At 69.8% G+C, this 22,108-nt stretch carries 21 protein-coding genes; 13 read left to right on the forward strand and 8 right to left on the reverse strand.

Features of this window, described 5'->3' with window-relative positions; translation table 11 throughout:
- The first annotated feature begins 94 nt into the window (after positions 1-94).
- Entirely contained in the window at positions 95-1,930 is a 1,836-nt protein-coding gene (gene asnB, locus ACFSVL_RS32245) for an asparagine synthase (glutamine-hydrolyzing) (protein ID WP_378309502.1), read from the forward strand.
- Positions 1,931-2,649: 719 nt separating this feature from the next.
- Here the strand turns inward: asnB and ACFSVL_RS32250 are convergent.
- The 4 genes from ACFSVL_RS32250 to ACFSVL_RS32265 form a co-directional block, all read right to left on the reverse strand.
- A complete protein-coding gene (locus ACFSVL_RS32250) occupies positions 2,650-3,456 on the reverse strand; it encodes an alpha/beta fold hydrolase (protein ID WP_378309503.1) in 807 nt (268 codons plus the stop codon).
- Positions 3,457-3,933 (reverse strand): hypothetical protein, encoded by a 477-nt coding sequence (locus tag ACFSVL_RS32255; protein ID WP_378309504.1) that lies wholly within the window; start codon positions 3,931-3,933, stop codon positions 3,457-3,459.
- A 56-nt stretch (positions 3,934-3,989) separates the two neighbouring features.
- Entirely contained in the window at positions 3,990-4,199 is a 210-nt protein-coding gene (locus tag ACFSVL_RS32260; protein WP_378309506.1) for a hypothetical protein, read from the reverse strand.
- A gap of 349 nt (positions 4,200-4,548) precedes the next feature.
- Positions 4,549-5,442, reverse strand: coding sequence for an LLM class flavin-dependent oxidoreductase (locus ACFSVL_RS32265; protein ID WP_378309508.1), 894 nt, complete (start codon positions 5,440-5,442; stop codon positions 4,549-4,551).
- Between the two features lie 158 nt (positions 5,443-5,600).
- On the opposite strand from ACFSVL_RS32265, the gene ACFSVL_RS32270 reads away from it, so the two are divergent.
- On the forward strand, positions 5,601-7,148 hold the full coding sequence (locus ACFSVL_RS32270; RefSeq protein WP_378309510.1) for a carboxylesterase/lipase family protein: 1,548 nt from the start codon (positions 5,601-5,603) through the stop codon (positions 7,146-7,148).
- Positions 7,149-7,197: 49 nt separating this feature from the next.
- Here the strand turns inward: ACFSVL_RS32270 and ACFSVL_RS32275 are convergent, their stop codons facing one another.
- From ACFSVL_RS32275 to ACFSVL_RS32290, 4 genes are all read right to left on the reverse strand, one after another.
- Positions 7,198-7,494, reverse strand: coding sequence for an antibiotic biosynthesis monooxygenase family protein (locus tag ACFSVL_RS32275; protein WP_378309512.1), 297 nt, complete (start codon positions 7,492-7,494; stop codon positions 7,198-7,200).
- 10 nt (positions 7,495-7,504) lie between these two features.
- On the reverse strand, positions 7,505-8,440 hold the full coding sequence (locus tag ACFSVL_RS32280; RefSeq protein ID WP_378309514.1) for a TIGR03621 family F420-dependent LLM class oxidoreductase: 936 nt from the start codon (positions 8,438-8,440) through the stop codon (positions 7,505-7,507).
- A gap of 32 nt (positions 8,441-8,472) precedes the next feature.
- Positions 8,473-9,297 (reverse strand): AfsR/SARP family transcriptional regulator, encoded by an 825-nt coding sequence (locus ACFSVL_RS32285; protein WP_378309516.1) that lies wholly within the window; start codon positions 9,295-9,297, stop codon positions 8,473-8,475.
- Between the two features lie 336 nt (positions 9,298-9,633).
- Positions 9,634-11,052 (reverse strand): DHA2 family efflux MFS transporter permease subunit, encoded by a 1,419-nt coding sequence (locus ACFSVL_RS32290; protein WP_378309518.1) that lies wholly within the window; start codon positions 11,050-11,052, stop codon positions 9,634-9,636.
- Between the two features lie 415 nt (positions 11,053-11,467).
- On the opposite strand from ACFSVL_RS32290, the gene ACFSVL_RS32295 reads away from it, so the two are divergent.
- From ACFSVL_RS32295 to ACFSVL_RS32345, 11 genes are all read left to right on the forward strand, one after another.
- Complete coding sequence (locus ACFSVL_RS32295; protein WP_378309520.1) at positions 11,468-12,418, forward strand: aromatase/cyclase; 951 nt, start codon at positions 11,468-11,470, stop codon at positions 12,416-12,418.
- Entirely contained in the window at positions 12,415-12,873 is a 459-nt protein-coding gene (locus ACFSVL_RS32300) for a nuclear transport factor 2 family protein (protein WP_378309522.1), read from the forward strand. The genes ACFSVL_RS32295 and ACFSVL_RS32300 overlap by 4 nt, the downstream gene beginning before the upstream one ends.
- A 2-nt stretch (positions 12,874-12,875) precedes the next feature.
- Complete coding sequence (locus tag ACFSVL_RS32305; protein WP_378309523.1) at positions 12,876-13,391, forward strand: flavin reductase family protein; 516 nt, start codon at positions 12,876-12,878, stop codon at positions 13,389-13,391.
- A gap of 27 nt (positions 13,392-13,418) precedes the next feature.
- The gene (locus ACFSVL_RS32310; protein WP_378309525.1) at positions 13,419-14,471 is read left to right on the forward strand and encodes an LLM class flavin-dependent oxidoreductase; all 1,053 of its coding nucleotides are present in this window, start codon (positions 13,419-13,421) and stop codon (positions 14,469-14,471) included.
- 22 nt (positions 14,472-14,493) lie between these two features.
- Complete coding sequence (locus ACFSVL_RS32315) at positions 14,494-16,089, forward strand: FAD-dependent monooxygenase (protein WP_378309527.1); 1,596 nt, start codon at positions 14,494-14,496, stop codon at positions 16,087-16,089.
- Entirely contained in the window at positions 16,086-16,949 is an 864-nt protein-coding gene (locus ACFSVL_RS32320) for an NAD(P)H-binding protein (protein ID WP_378309529.1), read from the forward strand. The genes ACFSVL_RS32315 and ACFSVL_RS32320 overlap by 4 nt, the downstream gene beginning before the upstream one ends.
- Before the next feature lie 160 nt (positions 16,950-17,109).
- Positions 17,110-18,384, forward strand: a complete 1,275-nt coding sequence (locus tag ACFSVL_RS32325; RefSeq protein WP_378309531.1) for a beta-ketoacyl-[acyl-carrier-protein] synthase family protein — start codon at positions 17,110-17,112, stop codon at positions 18,382-18,384.
- On the forward strand, positions 18,381-19,598 hold the full coding sequence (locus ACFSVL_RS32330) for a ketosynthase chain-length factor (protein ID WP_378309533.1): 1,218 nt from the start codon (positions 18,381-18,383) through the stop codon (positions 19,596-19,598). The genes ACFSVL_RS32325 and ACFSVL_RS32330 overlap by 4 nt, the downstream gene beginning before the upstream one ends.
- A 24-nt stretch (positions 19,599-19,622) precedes the next feature.
- On the forward strand, positions 19,623-19,883 hold the full coding sequence (locus ACFSVL_RS32335; protein WP_378309535.1) for an acyl carrier protein: 261 nt from the start codon (positions 19,623-19,625) through the stop codon (positions 19,881-19,883).
- 45 nt (positions 19,884-19,928) lie between these two features.
- On the forward strand, positions 19,929-21,632 hold the full coding sequence (gene accD / locus ACFSVL_RS32340; protein ID WP_449224396.1) for an acetyl-CoA carboxylase, carboxyltransferase subunit beta: 1,704 nt from the start codon (positions 19,929-19,931) through the stop codon (positions 21,630-21,632).
- The gene (locus ACFSVL_RS32345) at positions 21,629-22,099 is read left to right on the forward strand and encodes an acetyl-CoA carboxylase biotin carboxyl carrier protein (RefSeq protein WP_378309539.1); all 471 of its coding nucleotides are present in this window, start codon (positions 21,629-21,631) and stop codon (positions 22,097-22,099) included. Before accD ends, ACFSVL_RS32345 begins: the two co-directional genes overlap by 4 nt.
- Positions 22,100-22,108: the final 9 nt, after the last annotated feature.

Raw genomic sequence — 22,108 nt, forward strand, 5'->3', positions numbered from 1 at the left:
CACTGCACCACGCGCGGCGGGCGGCCCCAACCCCTATGTTCGTTGTCGCTGCCCGCCGGCCTGGATACGCTGCGCCGCAACGGAGGGAGCACACATGTGCGGGGTGGCCGGCTGGGTGTCGTTCGACCGGGATTTGACCGTGGAGCGGCAGGCCATCGAGGCCATGACGCACAGCATGCGGCAACGCGGCCCGGACGAATGGGGGATCTGGACCGGAAGGCACGCCGCCTTCGGCCACCGCCGGCTGTCCATCATCGACCTGCCCGGCGGCACCCAGCCGATGTCGGTCGACACCCCGGACGGCGAGGTCGTGCTCACCTACAGCGGCGAGACGTACAACTTCGTCGCCCTGCGCGACGAACTTCGCCGGCGCGGGCACCAGTTCCGCACCGCGAGCGACACCGAAGTCGTGCTGCGCGGGTACTTGGAATGGGGCGAGGCGGTCGCCGAACGGATGGTCGGCATGTGCGCGATCGGCCTGTGGGACGGCCGGACCGGACGCCTGGTCCTCATCCGCGACCGCCTGGGCACCAAACCGCTGCACTACCTCCCGACTCCCGACGGCGTCCTGTTCGGCTCCGAACCGAAGGCGATCCTCGCGCACCCGCTGGCCGCGCCGGCGGTCGACACCGACGGAATCCGCAGGCTGCTGCTGGGCTTCCCGACCACCGACGAAGGCGTCTGGTCCGGCGTGAAGATCGCGCGCCCCGGCACGGTGATCACCGTGGACCGCTCCGGCCTGCGCGAACACACCTACTGGCGCCTGACCGCCGAGCCGCACACCGAGGACCGGGAAAGCACGATCCGGACCGTCCGGGCGATGATCGAGGACAACGTCGCGCACGAACTGGTGGCCGACGTGCCCAGGGGAGTGCTGCTGTCCGGCGGCCTCGACTCCAGCGTGCTCACCGGACTGGCCGACCGCAGCCTGCGCCCCCGCGGCGAGGCCGTCCGCACGTTCTCGGTGGACTTCCCCGACCAGACCGAGAACTTCAAGCCCGACACCATCCGGGGAAGCGCCGACGGCCCCTACATCGCCGACGTCGTCGAGCACGTAGGAACCGATCACCACCAGCTGATCCTCGACCACCGCGCCCTGTCCGACCCGGCCGTGCGCCGGGAAGTCGTGGCCGCCTGGGACGCCCCGTACGGCATGGGCGACATGAACAGCTCGATCTTCCTGCTGTTCAAGGCGCTCAAGGAACACGTCACGGTGGCGCTGAGCGGGGAGGCCGGCGACGAGATCTTCATGGGCCACCTCTGGCACCACGCCGAATCGGTCTACTCCGGCGGCAATTTCCCGTGGTTCGTCGCCTGGCCCCAGCTGGACACCTCGTCCTACATGACCCAGGAGTTCATCGAGCTGGTCGACCTCCCGGGTTTCACCAGGGACAGCTACCACGACGCACTCGCCGAAGTCCCGCACCTCGACGGCGAAGACACCCGCCGGCGCAAGCAACGCGAAATCGCCTACCTCGGCCTGACCCGCTTCATGCGCACCCTGGAAGACCGCCTGGACCGGATGGCGATGCGCGCGGGCGTGGAGACGCGGGTCCCGTTCTGCGACCACCGCCTGGTGCAGTACCTGTACAACGTCCCCTGGGCAATGCACACCTTCGACGGCCACGAAAAAAGCCTCCTCCGCGCGGCAGCCCGGGACGTCCTCCCGGACTCCGTCGCGGGCCGCCGCAAGAGCGGGTACCCCTCGACCCAGGACCTCCGGTATGTGGCCGCGCTGCAACAGCAAGTGCGGGACGTCCTCGCGGAGGCGAACACGGACGCGTTGTTCATGTGCGATCCGGCGAAGGTGGCGGAAGCAGCCGCCCGCAACCCGGCCGAGGTGGACCCGGCGGCGCGGTTCACCTTCGAGCGGATCCTCGATGTCGCGGTCTGGCTGGACGTCGCCAAGCCGAGCCTCAAACTCTCCTGACCCCCATCGGCCGTTTCCCGGCCGGGTCAGGTCCCCCGGGTCGCCGGAAGCCGCGTGCCGGGCACTGCGGTCGCGGGCTGAAGACGGGCCGGGCGGTCGCGACGACCGCGGGACGTTCTCCGGCGAGCCGGTACCCGCCGTCCGCGCCGCGCCGGAATTCCTCGACCACTGCCGCGCACCGAACGTCGGCCGACTGAGTATCCGGCACACACCGCCCGAACGAGGGCCGATCCTCGCTGAACTGCCTGCCGACGCTGTCGTGCCAGACAGCACGTTCGCGGTCACCGTGCCGCTATCCGTTCAGATCGGCGCGCAGCAGGTCTCGCTCGGACGCGTGGAAGCGTGGCTGATCGATCCGGTGGTGACCTGAACGTCGAAACCGCGATCCGCGGCATCTGCGCGAACAGCGCCGGAGCTTTGAACAGACAGAATTGGAGCACGCACGTGCCGGTCATCGGGTACGCGCCGCCATGTCCACCACGGACCTGGCCCCTCGACCGGCGCCTGTGCACGGTCCTGGACCAGGTCGGCGGAAGACTGCGGGAGATTCTCGGTCGTGATCACACTCCGCGTGTGCGGTGTTCGACTGGTCCTACCCGTCTTTCCCTCCAGAGCGGACGGCGCGGCGGCGCTCGCCGCGTACCGGCAGCTGCCGGTTGGCGGGAGCGTCATCGGTCCGGTTCGGTCGCGGCGGCAGCCCTTGAATCACGGGGCAATTCTCAGACCGTGCGAGCCTGGCCCTGGCCTGCCGCAAGAACGATCTCGGCGAGGGCGACGGGTCGGCTGGCGGCGACCTCGTGTCCGGCGTCAGGGAGTTCGTGCAGCGCGGATCCTGGAAGCATCTGCTGCAGAGCGACGGCGAGATCGTGGCTGGAGAGGCGGTCGTCGGCGCCGCGGATCATGACGACCGGGGCGCTGATCCGCCGGATGTCCTCGCCGGGGTATCCGGTCGCGCTGGTGTCGTCAATCCACATGGTCACGTTCTCCCTGACCAGCCGATCGAAGTCAGGCTCCGGGTTCTTCGCGGTGTAGGCCGCCTCGGAGTACGGGCCGTTCGGGTTGCGGTCGCGCCACCATCGCGGGGTGACCTGCGCCAGGAACGCGCGGCTCGCCTCCGGCAAGGTCCAGTCCGAACCGATCGTGAACAGCGTCCCGACCCTTTCCGGCTGATGCGCGGCGAGCCGGAGCCCCGCGATGCCTCCGTCGCTGAATCCCGCCACGTCGGCGCGCGCGACGCCAAGCTCGTCCAGGACAGCGAGCGCGTCCCGCTCGAGGCGCTGATAGCTCAACGGCACGTCGCCCAGGGTGGAGCGACCGTGTCCGCGGCTGTCCAGGCAGATCACCCGGCGGTCACGGGCAAGGAGGGGCACGAGCTCGGCGAAGTCAGCGGTGCTGCCCATTCCGCCGTGGAGGAGCAGAAGCGGGGGCGACGTCCCTCGCCCGGACAGTTCAACGGACAGAGCGGCCCCTGCGACAACGACGGTTCGTACATCCATGGCGACAACTGTTCCAGCCCCCACTGACATTTATCGTCCGGATGCCAGAAATCGTGTCTCGTCGGCGCCGGTGTGGCGCCAGTCAACCCGCATCGGCATGTCCGCCTCCGACGGCGGGAGGCCTGCCTCGGGATCGCGATCACCGAGGCGTTCCGGGCCTTGGTGACGCGCCGGGCTCGCTGCGCGGTCGCGATCCACGCCTACGAGGACGACCGGTTCCGGTTGCTCGAGAACGGCGCCGGGCGATCCGCTCCAGGTCGATTTTCCCGCGCGCGGCCTGGTCGACGGCCCGTAGCCGGCTTTCGCCTTGACCCGCCACAGCTTCTGGCCGGGCAGGTCGGCGAGCTGCGGCGCGTGCGGCCGCCCCACCGTCGCGCCGGCCCGATACCGGCCTGCGCTTCGATCAGCGCCGCGTTCGCCGCCCGGATCGTGTCCAGCCGCAGGTAGTTCGCATTGACGTGCGCGGAGCCGGTCACGGGCGAGCGCGAGCATCCCTGGTTTGAGCACCGGCCGCCAGCCTGTGTTGCACGCTTCGGCGACCAGCAGCGCCGCGAGGGTGACGTTCAGGTCCGACAGCCGCGCCTCCCGCCGGTGATCGACGCGTACGCCTGGTCCGTACCGGTCCAGGAGAACACCTCCAGCAGCACCTCGGGCAGGTCCGCGCGCGGCATCATCAGGTGCGTGAGGCCGCGCAGGTTCGCCAGGCTCGGCGGATCCGCCTCGGCCTGCAGCGCCTTCAGGCGCAGGCGGACGGCATCGTCGAAGCTCGCCACGGCGTTGGCGGTCCAGCGGACCGCGAAGCCGTCGGATCTGTCGCGCGGATCCGGCGAGTTCGTTTGGCGGGGCCTGGAGCCGTCCGGGCGGCGCTCTATCCGCCTGCGCCTGGTTGACGCTCTCCACGACCGCCGCCGGGGCTGATCCCGGGCGCGATGGCGCCCTGGGACCTCCGAATCTCGGCCTCCTCCAAACGCCGCCGAGTCGCGCCGTCGCCTCCCAACCTGGGCAGTGGACTGCGCCTCTGCCAGTTGTTTGACGGTCCGAGCTAGCCGCAACGTTCGGAGCGGACAGCCGCCCGGAGCTGCTCCGCTGGGAACAGCCCGGGACGGCACCCCCGCTAAACCCTCACAGCAACGCCTTCGTCTCAGCCGCCAACGCGGTCCGCAGCTCCCAGCTGTCCGACCCGATCGGGCTCAGGACCACGTGTTCCACCCCGGCCTTCTGGTACCTCGCGATCTGCTCCGCCAGGTGCTCGGGCGGGCCGCTCACCACGATCTCGTTCGCTTGCTCCTCGGGGAGGCCGAACTTGTCGGACAGCAGGCGCGCGAGTTGGCGGTGTTCGGGGGCTCCTGGGGTTGAGGTGATGGCGGTGAAGAGCTGTACGCCGGCGGCGGGGGTGGGGTTGCCTGCTTCGTCGGCCAGGCGGGCGATCGTCTCCATGTTCTGCTGGATCTGGTCTGGGGTCAGCAGCGCAGGCAGCCAGCCCTGGCCGTAGCGGGCGGTTCGGCGGAGGGCGGCTGGCGAGTGGCCGCCTACCCACACCGGGGGCATCGGGACGCAGGGCAGGAGGGTGACCTCGACGTCGTTGTCCGGGAGCTGGGTCGGGTCGCCGGACAGGAGGCGGGGGAGGGCTCGCAGGAGGGCGTCGGTTCGGTGGCCTCGTTTCGGCAGAGGCGCTCCCGCGGCGGCCCATTCGTCGGGGCGGTCTCCGCCTACGCCGACGCCCAGCAGCAGGCGGTCTTCGCTGAGGAAGTGCAGGGTGCCGATCTGCTTGGCGACCCACGCGCTCGGGCGCAGGGCCAGTTGCAGCACGGCGAAGCCCACGTCGATCCGCTCGGTGGCGGCCGCGGCGGCGGCCAGGGTCAGCGAGCTTTCGAGGGTCGCGTCCTGCGTGCTGAGGTGATCTCCGCACCAGAAGGAGTCCAGGCCGAGATCTTCGATCCGGCGCGCGACCTCGCCCGGATGGGGAACCGCCCCGTCATTGAGTGCGGAATGGTTGATCCCGACTTTTACCGTCATGCTCATCTGCTCCAAAAAAATGGGTGGCTGGATCCGCCCACAGAATGTAGAACCTCTAGTATGGTAAAGGTCAAGGAAGTCGCCTGATGAGGTGACACAAGGACTTCCGCGGAACCGCGCCAAGTCGGTTCGGAGTTCTACTAATGGGGAGACATCGGATGTCAAGACGGAAAAGCGTGCGAATAATTCTCGCGCTCGTGGTGTGCTTGCTGGCCGGATGGGGACTGCCGGTTACTGCGGCGGCGGCCGCGGTGGGCCAAGTGGTGGACACTGATCGCGGGCCGGTGCGCGGGGTTGTCACGGAGAAGATCCGGTCGTTTCAAGGGATTCCGTATGCGGCGGCGCCGGTGGGGGCGCGTCGTTGGGCGTCGCCTGCGGAGCCGGCGTCGTGGACGGAGCCGTTGGACGCGTCCCGGGCGTCGGCGGCGTGTCCGCAGCCGGGGGTGGCTGGCGACGAGGATTGTCTTAAGCTCAACGTTTTCACTCCGGCTGAGCCGAGCGGGGCGAAGCGGCCGGTGCTGGTTTGGTTCCACGGCGGGGGATTCGTGGTGGGATCGGGGGCGTTGTACGACCCGGCGCGGATGGTGGAGCGCGGGGATGTCGTTGTGGTCACCGTGAATTACCGGTTGGGCGTTCTTGGGTTTCTTGCGCATCGGTCGTTGGAAGGCTCTGGGGATTTCGGGTTGGAGGACCAGCAGGCGGCGTTGCGGTGGGTGAAGCGCAATGCGGCGGCGTTCGGCGGGGACCCGGATCTGGTGACTGCGTTCGGCGAGTCGGCGGGGGCGACTGGGCTGTGCGGCCAGCTGGTGTCGCCGGGGGCGGCTGGGTTGTTCCGGCGGGCGATTCTGCAGAGCGGGCCGTGTGCGGTGCCGTTCCGGGCCAGGGAAGAGGCTGAGTCGGAGGGTGCGCGGGTGGCGGACGCTGCGGGGTGTGCGGGGGAGGATCCGGCGGGGTGCCTGCGCGGGCGGTCGGTCGCTGAACTGCTTGCGGCGTCGGGCGGTCAGGTCTGGCAGCCGGTCGTCGGGACTCCAGTGCTGCCGGTGCAGCCTGCGGATGCCTTGCGGTCCGGGGACTTCCATCAGGTGGATCTGCTGGTGGGCGGGAATCGGGACGAGGCGCGGTTCCTGGTCGGTCCTCGTTACGACGGGGCGGGGAAGCCGGTGACGGCGGAGCAGTATCCCGAGCTGATCCGGCAGGGTTACGGGGCGAACGCGGACAAGGTGCTGGCGCGGTATCCGCTGGGGGACTATCCGACTCCTAGCCTGGCGCTGGCGGCGGTGAATACCGATTACCAGGACGCTATGCCGAGAATCTCGGTGTGCCCGACTTTGTGGACTGCCCAGCTCGCCGCGCGTCATGCCACGGTCCGTGCTTACGAGTTTTCGGATCGGACGGCTCCTCCGCGTAAGGAGATTCCGGGATTTCCCGGCGGCGCGCAGCACACGGCGGAATTGCAGTACTTGTTCCGGTACGCCGAGGCTGGCGCGGAATTGACGGCGCCGCAACGTGCTCTGGGCGACGCTATGATCGGGTACTGGACTTCCTTTGCCCGCACGGGTGTTCCCGCTTCGCCGGGTGCTCCGGTCTGGCCTCGGTTCGGCGCCAGTTCGGATGTGCTCGCGTTCTCCGGCGGGATCGGGCTCGTTGATCTCGCGGCCGAGCATCAGTGCGGGTTCTGGTCGTCGCTGGGGGTTCCGGGGAGCTGAACGAAACGGCCGGCCCGGCATAGACCGGGCCGGCCGCTTCAGCGTCGGGCTATTTTCCGGGGGCGCCTTCGAGGACCACCTCGTACAGGTCCTGATCGCTTTCCACCAAGCCGGTCAAGTCGGCGAGCAGTTCGGCGAAACGGTCGCCGCGGGCGGCTTGTTCGAAGGCTTCCGCCGATTCCCATTCCGCGACATTGAAATAGACGTCGGACTGTTTCTCCGAGCGGGAGAGCTGGTACCGGATCAGTCCGGGCTGTTCTTCCATGTACCGGCCCGCTCGTTCGTAGAGCTTTTCGTAGGTCTCGGGGGAACCGGTCACGGTCATTTTGTTCACCAGCACGATCATGGCGTCTCCTTCAGCGCAGTTGGTCGATGACGTGCCCGAACTGGTCCATGAAGGGTTCCAGCACGGTGAAATAGGTGAAGCCGAAGCGTTCCCGGCGTTCGAGGACCCCGTCCGCCAGTTCGCGGTCCGAACCCGCGAGCAGGCCGGGGAGGTGGAGCGCCTCGTCGTCGGTCATTCCGTCCGGGCGGCCGCGGATGCCTCTTGTCGCGGCTCGTGGGTCGGCGGTGCGGGCCACCGTGTGCACCAGGACGTTCAGTTCGGGGCGGCGGCCGAGGTCGGCGGCGGTTTTCCTCAGGTAGTCGACTCGTTCGGCCATCGCGGGTGCGTCGACGAGGGTCAGTTCGCCGGACGCTTTGCCGGGGTCCTGGCGAAGGCCGCTGAATCCGACGATGTCCGCGTTTTCGGCGGCGAAGCGGAGCATCCGGTCGCCGTTGGCTCCGATCAGCAGCGGTGGGCGCGGTTTCTGCACGAGATCTAGCCCGAAGCCCGGGTCTTCCAGGAACGAGCCGACCTCGGTGACCAGTCTTTCCAGACGGTCGACGCGGTCTCGTGCGGTGCCCCAGGGCAGGCCGGCGGCCTCGAACTCGCCGCGGACGTAGCCGGTGCCGAGGCCGAGTTCCAGCCTGCCTTCGGTGAGCCGGTCGATCGTGGCGATGTCGCGGGCCAGCAGGAGCGGGTTGTGGAAACCGCCGTTGAGCACGAAAGTGCCGACTCTCGGCCGTTCCGTGGCTTCGGCTGCGGAGACGAGCGCGGGCAGCGGGGCCATGGCCGCGGCCGCGGCGGCGGGGGAGGACGGCAGGCGGAGATGGTCGGACAGCAGGAGCACGTCGTAGCCGAGCGATTCGGCTTTCCGGCATTTCGCGGCGAATTCCCGGCGCGATCCGGTGGCGAGGAGATTGATTCCGAAACGAAGAGCGGGCGCGGACCCGCCCGATGCCGATGTCAAGGCGACCTCCGGTCGTGGTTCCCGGGAAACGATCAGGGCTGGCTCGCGAAGCTGGGGATGAGGGCGGGCTGCTGCCGGCTCTGGTCGTCCAGCTCCGGGTCCATCCGCAGGATCGCCTCGTGCAGCCGGCTGATCCGCGCGGACGGGGTGAGGCCCAGCTCCCCGGCGAGGTCGGTGCGCAGCCGCCGGAACACCTCCAGCGCCTGCACCTGCCTGCCGGACCGGTACAGCGCGAGCATGAACAGGGCCTGGAGGTTCTCGTTCATCGGATCCTGCGCGGCCGCGGCCCCGAGTTCGCTGAGCAGTTCGCGGTGGTACCCCAGGCGCAGCTCGGCCTCGTAGCACTGCTCGGCGGTGGAGGCCCGCGCCTCCTCGAGGCTGCGCACCTGGCCGCGCAGGATCGGGCCGAGGTCGACGTCGGACAGCGCCGGGCCGTTCCAGGCGGCGAGCGCCTCGCGGCTGCGCTGCGACACCAGCAGGTCGTCCCTGGCCTGGCGGGCGGCACGGGCCCGGGCCGCCGATTCCCGGAACCGCTCGAGGTCGAAGGTTTCCGGCGGGACGACCATGGCGTAGCCGCGGGCGATGGTGGCCAGGTGCTTCCTCGCCGCCGACAGGGAACCCAGGTCCGGGTCCGCGGCCAGCGTGCGGCGGATCTGCAGCACATAGGTCTGCAGGGTCTGCGCCCACGTCCTCGGCGGGCGGCCCTCCCACAGTTCGCTCATGCAGGTTTCGGTCGACACCGGTTTGTTGGCGTTGAGCAGCAGCAGCGCGACGAGCTGGCGTTGTTTGGGCGCGGTCGGCAGGTACGATTCCTTCCCGTTCGTGATGCGAAGGCCGCCAAGTACGTAGAAACGCAAGTTTTCCCCCAAAGGTATATCACTAACTGAACATGCCGGTCCTATTTCGCGAAGCTCTGATCCAGTGCCGCGACAGTGCCGAAACGTCAAGCTTCGCCGATTGGCGGAAATAAGGTTAAACAGCGGAACACGATGCCGCCCGTGTTCAATTGCGCGTGTCTACAGACGGTGACGAGCCTAGCACGGGTTTGAGCGGAGAGTCCAGGGAACGGGACGCTTCGGACAGGCCGTCGAAACATATTCACGCGGAATTGGCGGAGCGGCGGCGCGAAGTGCCACTGCGCTGTCCGGGGGAATTCGACAGCGCAGCGGCACGACGGGCCGGTGACCGGCTATTCAGCTGGACGCGGGGGAAATCTGCTCTTCGGTCTGCGGCGCCGCGGCGGGTCCGCGGGAACGCAACAGCACGAGCGAGAGCAGCGCCGCGGCGAGCGCGACGCAGGCGGCCAGAAGGAAACCGTTCTGGAAACCTTCGGCGAGGTACTGCGGATTGTGCTCCGCGCCCGCGCCGAAGCCCGCGGTCGTGGCGGCCGCGATCGACGCGATGATCGCGAGGCCGAGCGCGCCGCCGATCTGCTGGGTCGTGTTGATCAGCCCGGACGCGAGCCCGGCCTCCTGCGGGCGGGTGCCGCTCATCGCCGCGATCGTCACGGCGACAAGGGAAAGCCCCATGCCGGTGCCGCAGAGCAGCGACGGCCCGAGGACGTCGACCGCGTAGCTGCCGCCCGCCCGCACCGCCGCGAACCAGCCCAGCCCGGCGGTCAGCAGCGCGAGCCCGGTGACCGCGGCCCATTTCGGGCCCAGCTTGCCGACGAGTTTCCCGGCGAGCTGGGAGGAGGCGACGATGGTCGCGGTGAGCGGAAGGTAGGCGAGGCCGGCCACCAGCGCGCTGAACCCGAGCACCTCCTGCAGGTACACCGCGATGAAGAAGAACATCGCCAGCAGCGTCATGCTCAGCAGCACGTTGAGCACGTTCGCCGAGGTCACCGCCCAGTTGCGGAAAATGGAGAACGGGACCAGCGGGTTCTTGACCCGTTTCTCGGTGACGACGAAGGCGGCGAAGAGCACGACCGCGACGGCCAGCCGCACGATCGTCCCGGTGGATCCCCAGCCGGACTTTTCCGCGTCCACGAGGCCCCAGACCAGCAACGCCATGCTGCCGGTGATGAAGACCGCGCCGGGCACGTCGATTCCCGCCGCGTCGTCGGCGACGCTCTCGCGCAGCAGACGGGGAGCGAGCGCGATGGCGATGACGCCGACCGGCACGTTGATGAACAGCACCCATTCCCAGCCGAGCCAGCTGGTGAGCACGCCGCCGAGCAGCACGCCGCACGCTCCGCCCGCGCCGACCGCGGCGCCCCAGATGCCGAGCGCCCGGTTGCGCTCCTTGCCTTCGGAGAACGTGGTGGTGAGCAAGGAAAGCGCGGCGGGCGAAGTGAGCGCGGCCCCGAGTCCCTGCACCGCTCGCGCGCCGTAGAGCCATTCCGAACTCTGCGCGAAACCGCCGAGCAGCGAGGCGAGGGTGAACAGGCCGAGTCCGAGCATGAACATCCGGCGGCGGCCGACGAGGTCCGCCAGCCGCCCGCCCAGCAGCAGGAAGCCGCCGAATACGAGCACGTACGCGTTGACCACCCAGGAAAGCTCGGCGGCCGACATTTTCAGGTCGGCCTGAATCGAGGGAAGCGCGATGTTCACGATCGAGCTGTCGACGACCAGCATGAACTGGGCGGACGCGAGAAGCGTCAGGGCCAGCATCTTGCTCGGCGACCGTACGGATTTCGATTCACTCGGAGAATTCTCCGTCGAACCGCGGATTCCGGCTTCTTCCGCGCCCCTTCCCTGCGGATTCGTCATCGACGCACCGCCGATCCGCGCTCGGTCGCGTAGCCGGCAATCGGCCCGTGCATGGAGTCCTCCCTCGTGTCGGATATCGGCAAAACCGTTGTGCCATAAGCAAAACGGAGTCTTTCATCTCTAGTTATGTCGAGGTCAAGCCGACCATTCGAGTGTGAGTCAAGTCACAAGCAATGCCGCTATTCTCGCGGTGCGCAGGACATTTCAGCCGCGATGTACCGCGGCTCCAGGAAAGCCTCAGTGCGGGCTGCCAGCATTGGCCTTACCCGGTTCGCGATGCCGCGTCTGGAAAAGACTCACGGGGACGGAGGCAGCCTTGCCCGAAGACGAATGGCAGACCAGTGTGCACGCCGAGACGATCGGGGCGCCCGCTGATCGCATCTTCGCCACAATCGACGACATCGAGAACTGGCCCCTGGTATTTCCGCCGATGGTGCACGTGGAAAGGCTCGGCGACGGCGCGGCCGGAGAACGGTTCCAGGTCTGGGCCACCGCGGGCGACCAGGTGAAAAGCTGGGTCACCGGGCGGGCGGCGGGGAAAGGGCCGACCACCGTGCGGTTTTCCCAGCTGACTTCGCCGCCGCCGCTCGCCGCGATGAACAGCGAATGGTCGGTCGAACCGGGGCACGGCTCGAGCACGGTCCGCATCCGGCACGAATATCGCGCGCTGACCGGTGACCCGGAGAGCTTGGCCTGGATCGAGCGAGTGGTCGGCGAGAACAGCGCGCACGAGCTGGCCGCGCTGAAAACGGGAGCTGAACAGGAAAAGGAAAGCGGCGGCACACTGTCCTTCGCGGACAGTGTGGTGGTCGACGGCTCGCGGGCCGACGCGTACGCGTTCATCCGGGACGCACAGGACTGGCCTGCCCGGTTGCCGCACGTGGCACGGGCCGACGTCGCCGAACCGGCCCCGGACGTGCAGATCCTCGAAATGGACACCACGGCCAAGGACGGTTCCGCGCACACCACGCGATCGGTGCGGATCTGCCTCGCCGAAAAGAAGATCGCGTACAAGCAGCAGGTGCTGCCCGCGCTGCTTTCCGCGCACGTCGGATGCTGGTTCTTCGACGAGACCGAAGCCGGGGTGCGGATCACCTCGCAGCACTCGGTCGTGATCGATCCGCGGCGGGTCGAATCGGTGCTCGGCGCCGGCGCGACGATCGAGCGCGCCAAAGAGTTCGCCCGGTCGGCGCTGAGCGGCAACAGTCAGATCACCTTGGGGCTGGCCAAGGAATTCGCCGAACGCGCCGCGAAGGCCCGCTCATGACCGCCACGACCGGCGACGGAACGGTCGCGATGGTGGACGCGGTGGTCTACGCCGAACTCCAGCAGTTCTATGCCGCTCAGATGCAGCTGCTCGACGACGGGGCGGCCGAGGAATGGGCGCGCACGTTCACCCCGGACGGGGTGTTCGAACAGAACGTGCTTCCCCAGCCGTGGCAGGGCCGGCACGAGATCGCGGCGAAGATGCGTGGCGCGGTCGAGAAGGTGGCGGCGAAACAGCTCGAACGGCGGCACTGGATCGGGATGGTGACCGCGCGGCCCGCCGGTCCCGGCGTGGTGCGCACCCGCTACTACGCGACGGTCGTGCAGACGCCGGCCGGCGGCTCCGCGGAGGTGCACCTCAGCACCCGCGCGGAGGACGTGCTGGTGCGGTCCGGGGATTCCTGGCTGGTCGAGCACCGTTCGGTGTGGCACGACGGCTCGACCGCGGAAGGATGACCATGCCTGTCGACCCCGACACATTCCGGGAGATCTTCGGTTCGCTGCCCACGGCCGTCGCGGTCGTCACCTCGGTGGGCGACGACGGCGAACCGTGCGGCCTGACGATGAACACGGTGACCGCCGTGGCCAAGACCCCGCCGCTGCTCCTGGTCTGCCTCGACGAGAATTCGCAGACGCTGCAAGCGATCCGGTACTCGCGGGCGTTCGTGGTGAACTTCCTGGCCGGGAACGGCAGCGCGCTGGCCGACCGGTTCGCCCGGAAGGGCCGGGGGAAGTTCGCCGGGTTCGACTGGCTTCCCGCGCCCTTGAGCGGCGGCGCGCCGATCTTCTCCGGGCACGTGCTCGCGCACGCGGAATGCTCGGTCCGCGAAGAAATCCGGGTCGGCGACCACTCGGTCGTGATCGGCCTGCTCGACGACGGCGAGGCGTACGACCGGCCCCCGCTCGTCTATCACCGCAAGAACTATTCCGCGTGGCCGGCGGGCGACGCCCGCGCGATTCCGGCCGGGCGCTGACATCCCCCGACAACCTCAGGAGGACTCATGAAGTTCGGCATCAATCTCGCGCCCAACGTCACGCCGGAGGAAAAGAGCGGCGGGCAGGTGTTCGCGGAATTCCTCGAACTCGCGGAGCTGGCGGAAAAGCTCGGCTTCGAGCACGTCAAAACCGTCGAGCACTATTTCACCTCGTACGGCGGCTACAGCCCCGACCCGGTGACCTTCCTCGCCGCGGTGGCCGCGCGGACCGAGCGGATCCGCCTGGTGACCGGCGCGGTGCTGCCCGCGTTCACGCATCCGCTGAAGCTGGCCGGGAAACTGGCGATGCTGGACAACATTTCGCGCGGGCGGCTGGAGGTCGGCTTCGGCCGCGCTTTCCTTCCCGACGAATTCGCCGCGTTCCAGATCTCCATGGACGAAAGCCGGCCGCGGTTCGACGAGGGCGTCGAAGCGTGCCGCCGGCTGTGGGCCGAGGAGAACGTGGTGTGGGACGGCCAGTTCTACCAGTTCGGCCCGGTGACCATGCTGCCGAGGCCGTTCCAGGAGCCGCATCCGCCGATCCTGGTCGCGACCGCGCGCACGCCGGAGTCGGCCGAGGCCGCCGGAGTCGCCGGTTACGGCGTGATGATGGTGCCCTCGATCAACAAGGTCGAGAAGGTCCAGGACATGCTCGCCTTGTACCGCAAGGCTTACGCCGGCGCCGGGCACCCGGGCGAGGGCCAGGTCCACATGACCTACAACACCTACCTTTCCGAGGACCCGGAACAGGCCAGGACGCTGGGCAAGGAGTACGCCGAGAACACGCACGAGAAGCTCCTCAGCGCGGTGACGTCGTGGGCCACCACCCGCAGCGAGCAGTACCGCGGCTACGAGCAGATCGCGCAGAAGGCCAAGTCGAGCAGCTTCGAGGACCAGATCCGCGAGACCAAGGTGCTGGTCGGCACGCCGGACGAGGTCGTGGACCAGGTGCGCCAGATCCGCGAATGGTTCGGCGAGATCACGATCAGCCTGCAGCCGACGGCCGGGAACATGCCGCTCGAGGAATCGGTGCGCACCATGCGGCTGTTCGCCGAGCACGTGCTGCCCCGGTTCGCCTGAGCGGCGGGGGAGGAGGCGAACCGTGACTGACGAGGTGCCGGCGTTGATCGTCGGCGGCGGACTGGCCGGGCTGACCGCCGCGCTCTTCCTCGGGCTGCACGGGGTCCGGCCGCTGCTGGTGGAAAAGCATCCGAGCACATCGGCCGTGATGAAGGCGCGGGGCCAGTACCCGCACGTGATGGAGGCGCTGGCGATCGGCGGCGTCGCCGACCGGGTCCGGGCGGCCGGCCCCGGCGGCAGCGAGGACTTCTACATGGTCGTCGCGAAGTCGCTGGCCGGTCCGGTGCTGCACAGCATCATGACCAACGGCGAAATGTCGATGCGGCACGTGTCGCCGCAGGAATGGGCGATGGCGAGCCAGGAACGGACTGAGCCGATCCTGGCCGAACGGGCCCGCGAACTCGGCGCCGAACTGCGGTTCTCCACCGAACTCGTTTCGTTCGACCAGGACGCCGACGGGGTCACCGCGGTGCTGCGGGAGAACGGCGTGGAACGGACGGTGCGGGCCGGCTACCTGGTCGGCGCGGACGGGCGGCGCAGCCCGGTCCGCGAAGGCGCGGGCATCGGTTCGCACGGCCGGGGCGTGCTGGGACATCTGCTGCGGGTGTTCTTCGACGCTGACATGTCCGGTCCGCTCGCCGACCTCGAAGGCGTCGCGGAAGGCGAACGGTTCGCGCTGTTCCATTTGCTGGAAGACAGCATGCCCGGCGTTTTCTACACCACGGACGTGCCGGGGCGGTACGGCTACATCCGAGGGCTGACCGACGAGCCGGTCGACTGGCGGGACTGGCCGCCGGAGCGCGCGGCCGGGCTGGTCCGGCGCGGGCTCGGGATGCCGGAGCTGGAGCTGGCGGTGACCGGGGTCGGCGAGACGCCGCTGGTGGAAAGCATCGCGGACCGGTTCACCGAGGGCAGGGTGCACCTGATCGGCGACGCGGCCAAGGTCGTCCCCGCCCCGGGCGGGCTCGGCGGCAGCACGGCGATCATGGACGGGTTCTACCTCGCGTGGAAGCTGGCTGCGGTGCTCCGGGGCGAGGCCGGTCCGGGCTTGCTGGACAGCCACGACGCGGAACGCAGGCCGGTCGCCGAGATGATCGCCGAGCAGCAGTTCGCGAACACGCTGCAGCGGCTCGCGCCGGGGCTGGACGACGGCACCGCGGCGGAGATCATCAGCCCGGTCACGCAGGTCTTCGGCTACCGGTACGCGCACGGCGCGGTGGTGCGGGAGCCCGGCGACGAGGGCGAATTGCTGGAGGATCCGACGAAGCCGACCGGACGTCCGGGATCACGGGCGCCCGATGTTCCGCTGGGGCCTGGTGCCGAGGCGGATTCGACGATCGGGTTGTTCGGGCGCGAGTTCGTGCTGCTGGCCGGGCCCGCCGAGACACGGCTGCTGGACTCGGTGCCGGAGATCGCCGAGAGGCTGGGAATTCCCTTGCGGGGCTTCCGGATCGGCGCATCCGTCGCCGACCGGTGGGCGCGGGCGTACGGGGTGACCGACGCCGGTGCGGTGCTGGTCCGCCCGGATCGGTTCATCGCGTGGCGGGCACCAAGGCAGTCCACACCAGCGGAGTTGGAGCGGGCGTTGCGCACTGTCCTGGACCGAGGTGCGGAATGATCCTCGTGACGGGAGCGACCGGCACGGTCGGCGGCGCGGTGCTCGCCCGGTTGAGTGCGGACGGCGTGCCAGCGCGGGCGCTTACCCGCTCCCCGGAGAAGGCTGACCTGCCGCCGGGAACGCAGGTGGTCGGCGGTGACCTGGGCGTGCCGGAGAGCCTGCCGCCGGCGCTCGACGGGATCGAGAGTGTGTTCCTGATGTCGCCGGGGCACTGCAAGGCGCTCCACGACGCGAACCTGATCAACGCGGCCGTGGAAGCCGGGGTGAAGCGGATCGTGCAGCTGTCTTCGGCCGGAGTCGCCGAAGCGGACGGCTCCGGGCAGGACAACGCGCTCGCGGTCTGGCACCGCGACGCGGAGGACGCGCTGCGCGGCTCCGGTCTGGAATGGACGATCCTGCGTCCGGGCGAGTTCATGTCGAACGCGCTGGCGTGGGCGGGATCGATCAGCGCGGACGGGACCGCCGCCACTCCGGCGCCGGACCTGGTGCAGGCTCCGATCGATCCGGCCGACATCGCCGCGGTGGCGGTGGAAGCGCTGTGCGCGTATGGCCACGCGGGCAAGACGTACGACCTGAGCGGGCCGGAGCAGCTCAGCGCGGCGGGCCAGATCGCGGTGCTCGGCGAGGTGCTGGGCCGGGTCATCGAGGTCCGGCGGGTTTCCCTGGCGCAGCACCGGTCCGCGATGCTGCGGAAGCATCCCGAAGAAACGGTGGCCGGGGTGCTGGAATCGCTGGAACAGGCGCTGGCCCGTCCCGGAAACGTGCGCGCGGAATGCGTGCCGACCGTTTCCGAGGTGCTCGGCCGCTCGGCGGCGACTTTCCGGGAATGGGCCGTGCGGCACGCGCCCGCGTTTTCCTGAGCGCGTTTTCTACAGCGGCGCCTTAGTTTTCCTGTACCGGCCGCTGAAAGAATAAATGCGGGGCCGGAACTGTCCGGTCCGGTTTCGGCTGGCAGCGCGGCTGGCCGGCATTCGGCTGGCCGCCGCGAGGCGGTCCGTTAAGGGAAGGTGTGGACAATCCATGTCGAACGCCCGACGAGTCGTGATCACCGGGATCGGGGTCATGGCTCCGGGTGGCGGCGGCGCCAAGGAGTTCTGGGACCTGATCTCCGCCGGCCGTACCGCGACCCGCCGGATCACGCTGCTCGACCCCGAACCGTACCGGTCGCAGGTGGCCGGCGAATGCGATTTCGACCCGGCGGCGCACGGCCTCGGGCCGCAGGAGATCCGCCGGATGGACCGGGCCGCGCAGTTCGCGGTGGTCGCCGCGCGCGAGGCGGTGGCCGACAGCGAACTGGAATTCGCGTCGCTCGATCCCGGCCGGATCGGGGTCGCGCTCGGCAGCGCGGTCGGCTGCACGATGAAACTCGAAGAGGAATACGTCGTCATCAGCAACGGCGGCCGGATGTGGCTGACCGACCACGAATACGCGGTTCCGCATTTCTACGACTATTTCGTGCCGAGCTCGCTGGCGGCGGAGGTCGCGTGGACGGTCGGGGCCGAGGGACCGACCTCGGTCGTTTCCGCCGGGTGCACCTCGGGGCTCGATTCGGTCGGCTACGCCGCGGACCTGCTCCGCGACGGCGACGCCGACGTGGTGATCACCGGGGCGACGGACGCGCCGATCGCCGGTATCACGCTGGCCTGTTTCGACGCGATCAAGGCCACCACCCCGCGCAATGACGAACCGGGCACCGCGTCGCGGCCGTTCGACCGCAGCCGCAACGGATTCGTGCTGGGCGAAGGGTCCGCGATGTTCGTGCTTGAGGAGTACGAACACGCGCGGCGGCGCGGAGCGCACATCTACGCCGAGATCTCCGGGTACGCGTCGCGCTGCAACGCCTACCACATGACCGGACTGCGGGCGGACGGTCGGGAAATGTCGGCCGCGATCACCGCGGCGCTCGACGAGGCCCGGCTGCCGGGAACGGCGATCGACTACATCAACGCGCACGGCTCCGGGACCCGGCAGAACGACCGGCACGAGACCGCCGCGTTCAAATCGAGCCTCGGCGAGCACGCCTACCGCACCCCGGTCAGCTCGATCAAGTCGATGGTTGGGCATTCGCTCGGCGCGATCGGCTCGATCGAGATCGCCGCCTGTGCGCTGGCCATCGAGCACGGGATCGTGCCGCCGACGGCGAATCTGCACGAGCCGGACCCGGAATGCGATCTGGACTACGTGCCGCTCGCGGCGCGGGAACGGCGGCTCGACGCGGTGCTCAGCGTCGGGAGCGGGTTCGGCGGGTTCCAGAGCGCGATGGTGCTGACCCGCCCGGAAGGGGCGGCGTCGTGAGCGGCAACCCGGTGGTGACCGGAATCGGCGTCACCGCGCCGAACGGCATGGGCGTGGACGAATTCTGGTCCGCCACGCTGGAAGGCCGCGGCGCGATCGGCCCGATCACCCGCTTCGACCCGGCCCGGTACCCGTCCTCGCTGTTCGGCGAGATCCCGGACTTCCGGGTGCGGGAGCACCTGCCGAGCAGGCTCGTGCCGCAGACCGACCGGATGACCCAGCTCGCGCTGGTCGCCGCGGACTGGGCGCTGGCCGACGCGAAGGCCGTGGCGGGCGAGTTCGACGAGTTCTCGATGGGCGTCGTCACCGCGAGCGCGTCCGGCGGCTTCGAATTCGCCCAGCACGAGCTGGAGAAGCTGTGGAGCAAGGGCAGCGAGTACGTCAGCGCCTACCAGTCGTTCGCGTGGTTCTACGCGGTCAACACCGGCCAGATCTCGATCCGCAACGGGATGCGCGGTCCCAGCGGTGTGGTGGTGACCGACGAGGCGGGCGGGCTGGACGCGGTGGCGCAGGCGACCCGGCAGCTGCGCAAGGGAGTGCGGCTGGTGGTCACCGGCGGAGTGGACGGTTCGCTGTGCCCGTGGGGCTGGGTGGCCCAGCTCGCGACGGGTTCGCTGACCCGGGCCGTCGACCCGGAGCAGGGCTACCGGCCGTTCAGCGCGGAGGCGGACGGTTTCGTGCCCGGAGAAGGCGGGGCCATCCTCGTGGTCGAGGACCGGGAAGCGGCCAAGGAGCGCGGAGCCCGGTGCTACGGCGAGATTTCCGGGTACGCGGCGACTTTCGACCCGAAGCCGGACAGCGGACGTGAGCCGGGGCTGCGGCGGGCGATCGAACTGGCGCTGGAACGAGCCGAGGCGACTCCGGACGAGATCGACGTGGTTTTCGCGGACGCGGCGGGAATCCCGGACCTGGACCGGATCGAGAGCGCCGCGATCACCGCGGTGTTCGGGCCGCGCGGGGTTCCGGTGACCGCGCCGAAGACGATGACCGGACGGCTCTACTCCGGGGCGGCGTCGCTCGACCTGGCGAGCGCGCTGCTGTCCATCCGGGACCAGGTCATCCCGCCCACGCTGTACGTCGCGGAGCCGGCCCCGGAACACCCGATCGACCTGGTGCGGGACGCGCCGCGGGAGGCCGGGGTCGGCGCCGCGCTGGTGCTGGCCCGCGGCCGCGGCGGATACAACTCGGCCATGGTCGTCCGGGCAACGCAGTGAACGACTGAGCGGAAGGACCCCGAAATGGCGGAATTCACCCTGGACTCCCTCAAAAGCCTGCTGCGCGAGGTGGCCGGCGAAGAGGAGGGCATCGATCTGGACAGCGAGATCGCGACCGCGACCTTCGAACAGCTCGGGTACGACTCCCTGGCGCTGCTGGAGACGTCCGCCCGGATCAAGCACGACTACGGCGTGGTGCTCGCGGACGACGACGTCACGTCGGTCGGCTCCCCGGCCGAGCTGGTGGACCTGGTGAACAAAGGCCTGAACGTCACGGCCGGCTGAGCGGGCCCGCCGAGCAGGAAGGAGCTTCACGTGACGGGAACTCTGATGCACCGCGCCGCCGCGGACCCCGCCGAGTGGGTCGTCTGCGCCGGCTGCCGCGACCTGATCTACGGCAAACGGCTGTCCCGCTCCCTCGGGGTGTGCCCGGAATGCGGGCGGCACGGCCGGGTGGCCGCGCCGGAACGGCTCGCCCAGCTGCTCGACCCGGGTTCGGCGGAGCTGCTCGGATTCCGGGCCGCCGACACCGATCCGCTGGGCTTCGTCGACTTCAAGCCGTACCCGCGGCGGCTCGCGGAAGCCCGCCGCGAGACCGGGCTCGACGAGGCGGTGCTCTGCGCTCGCGGGACGATCGAGGGCCAGCCGGTGGTCGTGGCGGCGATGGACTTCCGGTTCCTGGGCGGCAGCCTCGGCTCGGCGGTCGGCGAACTCATCACCCAGGCCGCCGAGGAAGCGCTGCGCACCCGCACCCCGCTGCTGGTGGTGACCGCCTCCGGCGGCGCCCGGATGCAGGAGGGCGCGCTGTCGCTGATGCAGATGGCCAAGACCAGCCAGGCGTTCGCGCAGCTCGACGAGGCGGGCGTGCTCACCGTTTCGCTGATCACCGACCCGACGTTCGGCGGGGTCGCCGCCTCGTTCGCGTCCCTGTCCGACGTGCTGGTGGCCGAACCGGGCGCGCGGATGGGCTTCGCCGGGCGGCGGGTGATCGAGCAGACCATCCGCCAGGATCTGCCGCCGGACTTCCAGACCGCCGAATTCCTGCTCGCGCACGGGCTGGTCGACCTGATCTGCCCGCGCGGCGAGCTGCGCGGCACGATCGGCAGGCTGCTGTCGGCGGGCAACCGGCACGTCGCGGCTTCCGGTCCGGCGGCGGAGATCGGCGACGCGCTGGTGCGGGACCCGGGAGCGCTCGAAGCGCGGGATCCGTGGCAGGCGGTGCGCTCGGCGCGGGCGCTGGACCGGCCGACCGCGCGGGACTACTTCCACCGGATCCTGGACGAGTTCGTCGAACTGCGCGGCGACCGGCTGTCGGCCGACAGTCCTTCGCTGGTCGGCGGTTTCGGCCGGATCGGCGGACTTCCGGTGCTGGTGCTCGGCCACCAGAAGGGGCACGACGCGGCCGAACTCGCCGCGGCGGGCTTCGGGATGCCGCAGCCGAGCGGTTACCGGAAGTCCGCGCGGCTCATGCGGCTCGCGGCGAAACTCGGGCTGCCGGTGCTGGCCCTGGTGGACACGCCCGGCGCGCATCCCGGCGTGGAGGCCGAGGAACAGGGCCAGGCCATCGCGATCGCGGAGAACCTGCGCCTGATGGCCGGGCTGCCGGTGCCGATCGTCGCGGTGGTGACCGGCGAAGGCGGCAGCGGCGGCGCGCTCGCCCTCGCGGTCGCGGACACGGTGCTGATCTGGGAGCACGCGGTGTACTCGGTGATCAGCCCGGAAGGCTGCGCGGCGATCCTGTGGAAGGACGCGCAGTCCGCCCCGGAAGCCGCCGCCGCGCTCGGCGTGAGCGCGGAACGGCTGCTGGGCCTCGGCGTCGTGGACGCGGTGATCCGGGAACCCGCCGGCGGCGTCCAGGCGGATCACCATCTCGCCGCTGAGCGCCTGCGCGCCGTGCTGCTCGGCGAGCTGGCCCGGCTGGGCGAGCAGGAGCAGATGGAACTCCTCACCCGGCGGCACGCCCGCTTCCGCCGGTTCGGCGCGGCGCATCGCGGGACGGAGTCCCGCCGAGAGGACGGGGGCCTGAGCGCATGACCGACCACGAGAACACGACGGACCACCCCGAACTCCTGCGGCTGGTGGACGCGGTGTGCACCCACGCGTCCGGGCTGCTGTCCGGGGTGCGGCAGCCGCCGGCGGTCCTGCGGCTGCGTGCGGGGGACGTCGCGGTGGAGCTGGAATGGCCGGTCGCGGCGAGCGGCGAAGCGGTGGTGGCCGCGCCTTCGGCGGTGACTCCGGCCGAGGAGACCGTGGACGATCTCGAATACCTGCTCGCGCAGACAGTCGGCGTCTTCTACCACGCTCCCGAGCCGGGCGCGCCGCCGTTCGTCAGCGAAGGAGACCTGGTCGCGCCGGGGAAACAGGTGGGCATCATCGAGGCGATGAAGATGATGATCCCGGTGGAGGCCGACCGGCACGGCCGGGTCGCCGCGGTGCTGACCGAGAACGGGGCGTCGGTCGAATACGGGGCCCGGCTGTTCGCCCTCGCGCAGGATGGCTGACGAGTTTCC

The organism is Amycolatopsis silviterrae, from assembly GCF_042684085.1.
In the GTDB taxonomy this organism is placed as follows: domain Bacteria; phylum Actinomycetota; class Actinomycetes; order Mycobacteriales; family Pseudonocardiaceae; genus Amycolatopsis; species Amycolatopsis silviterrae.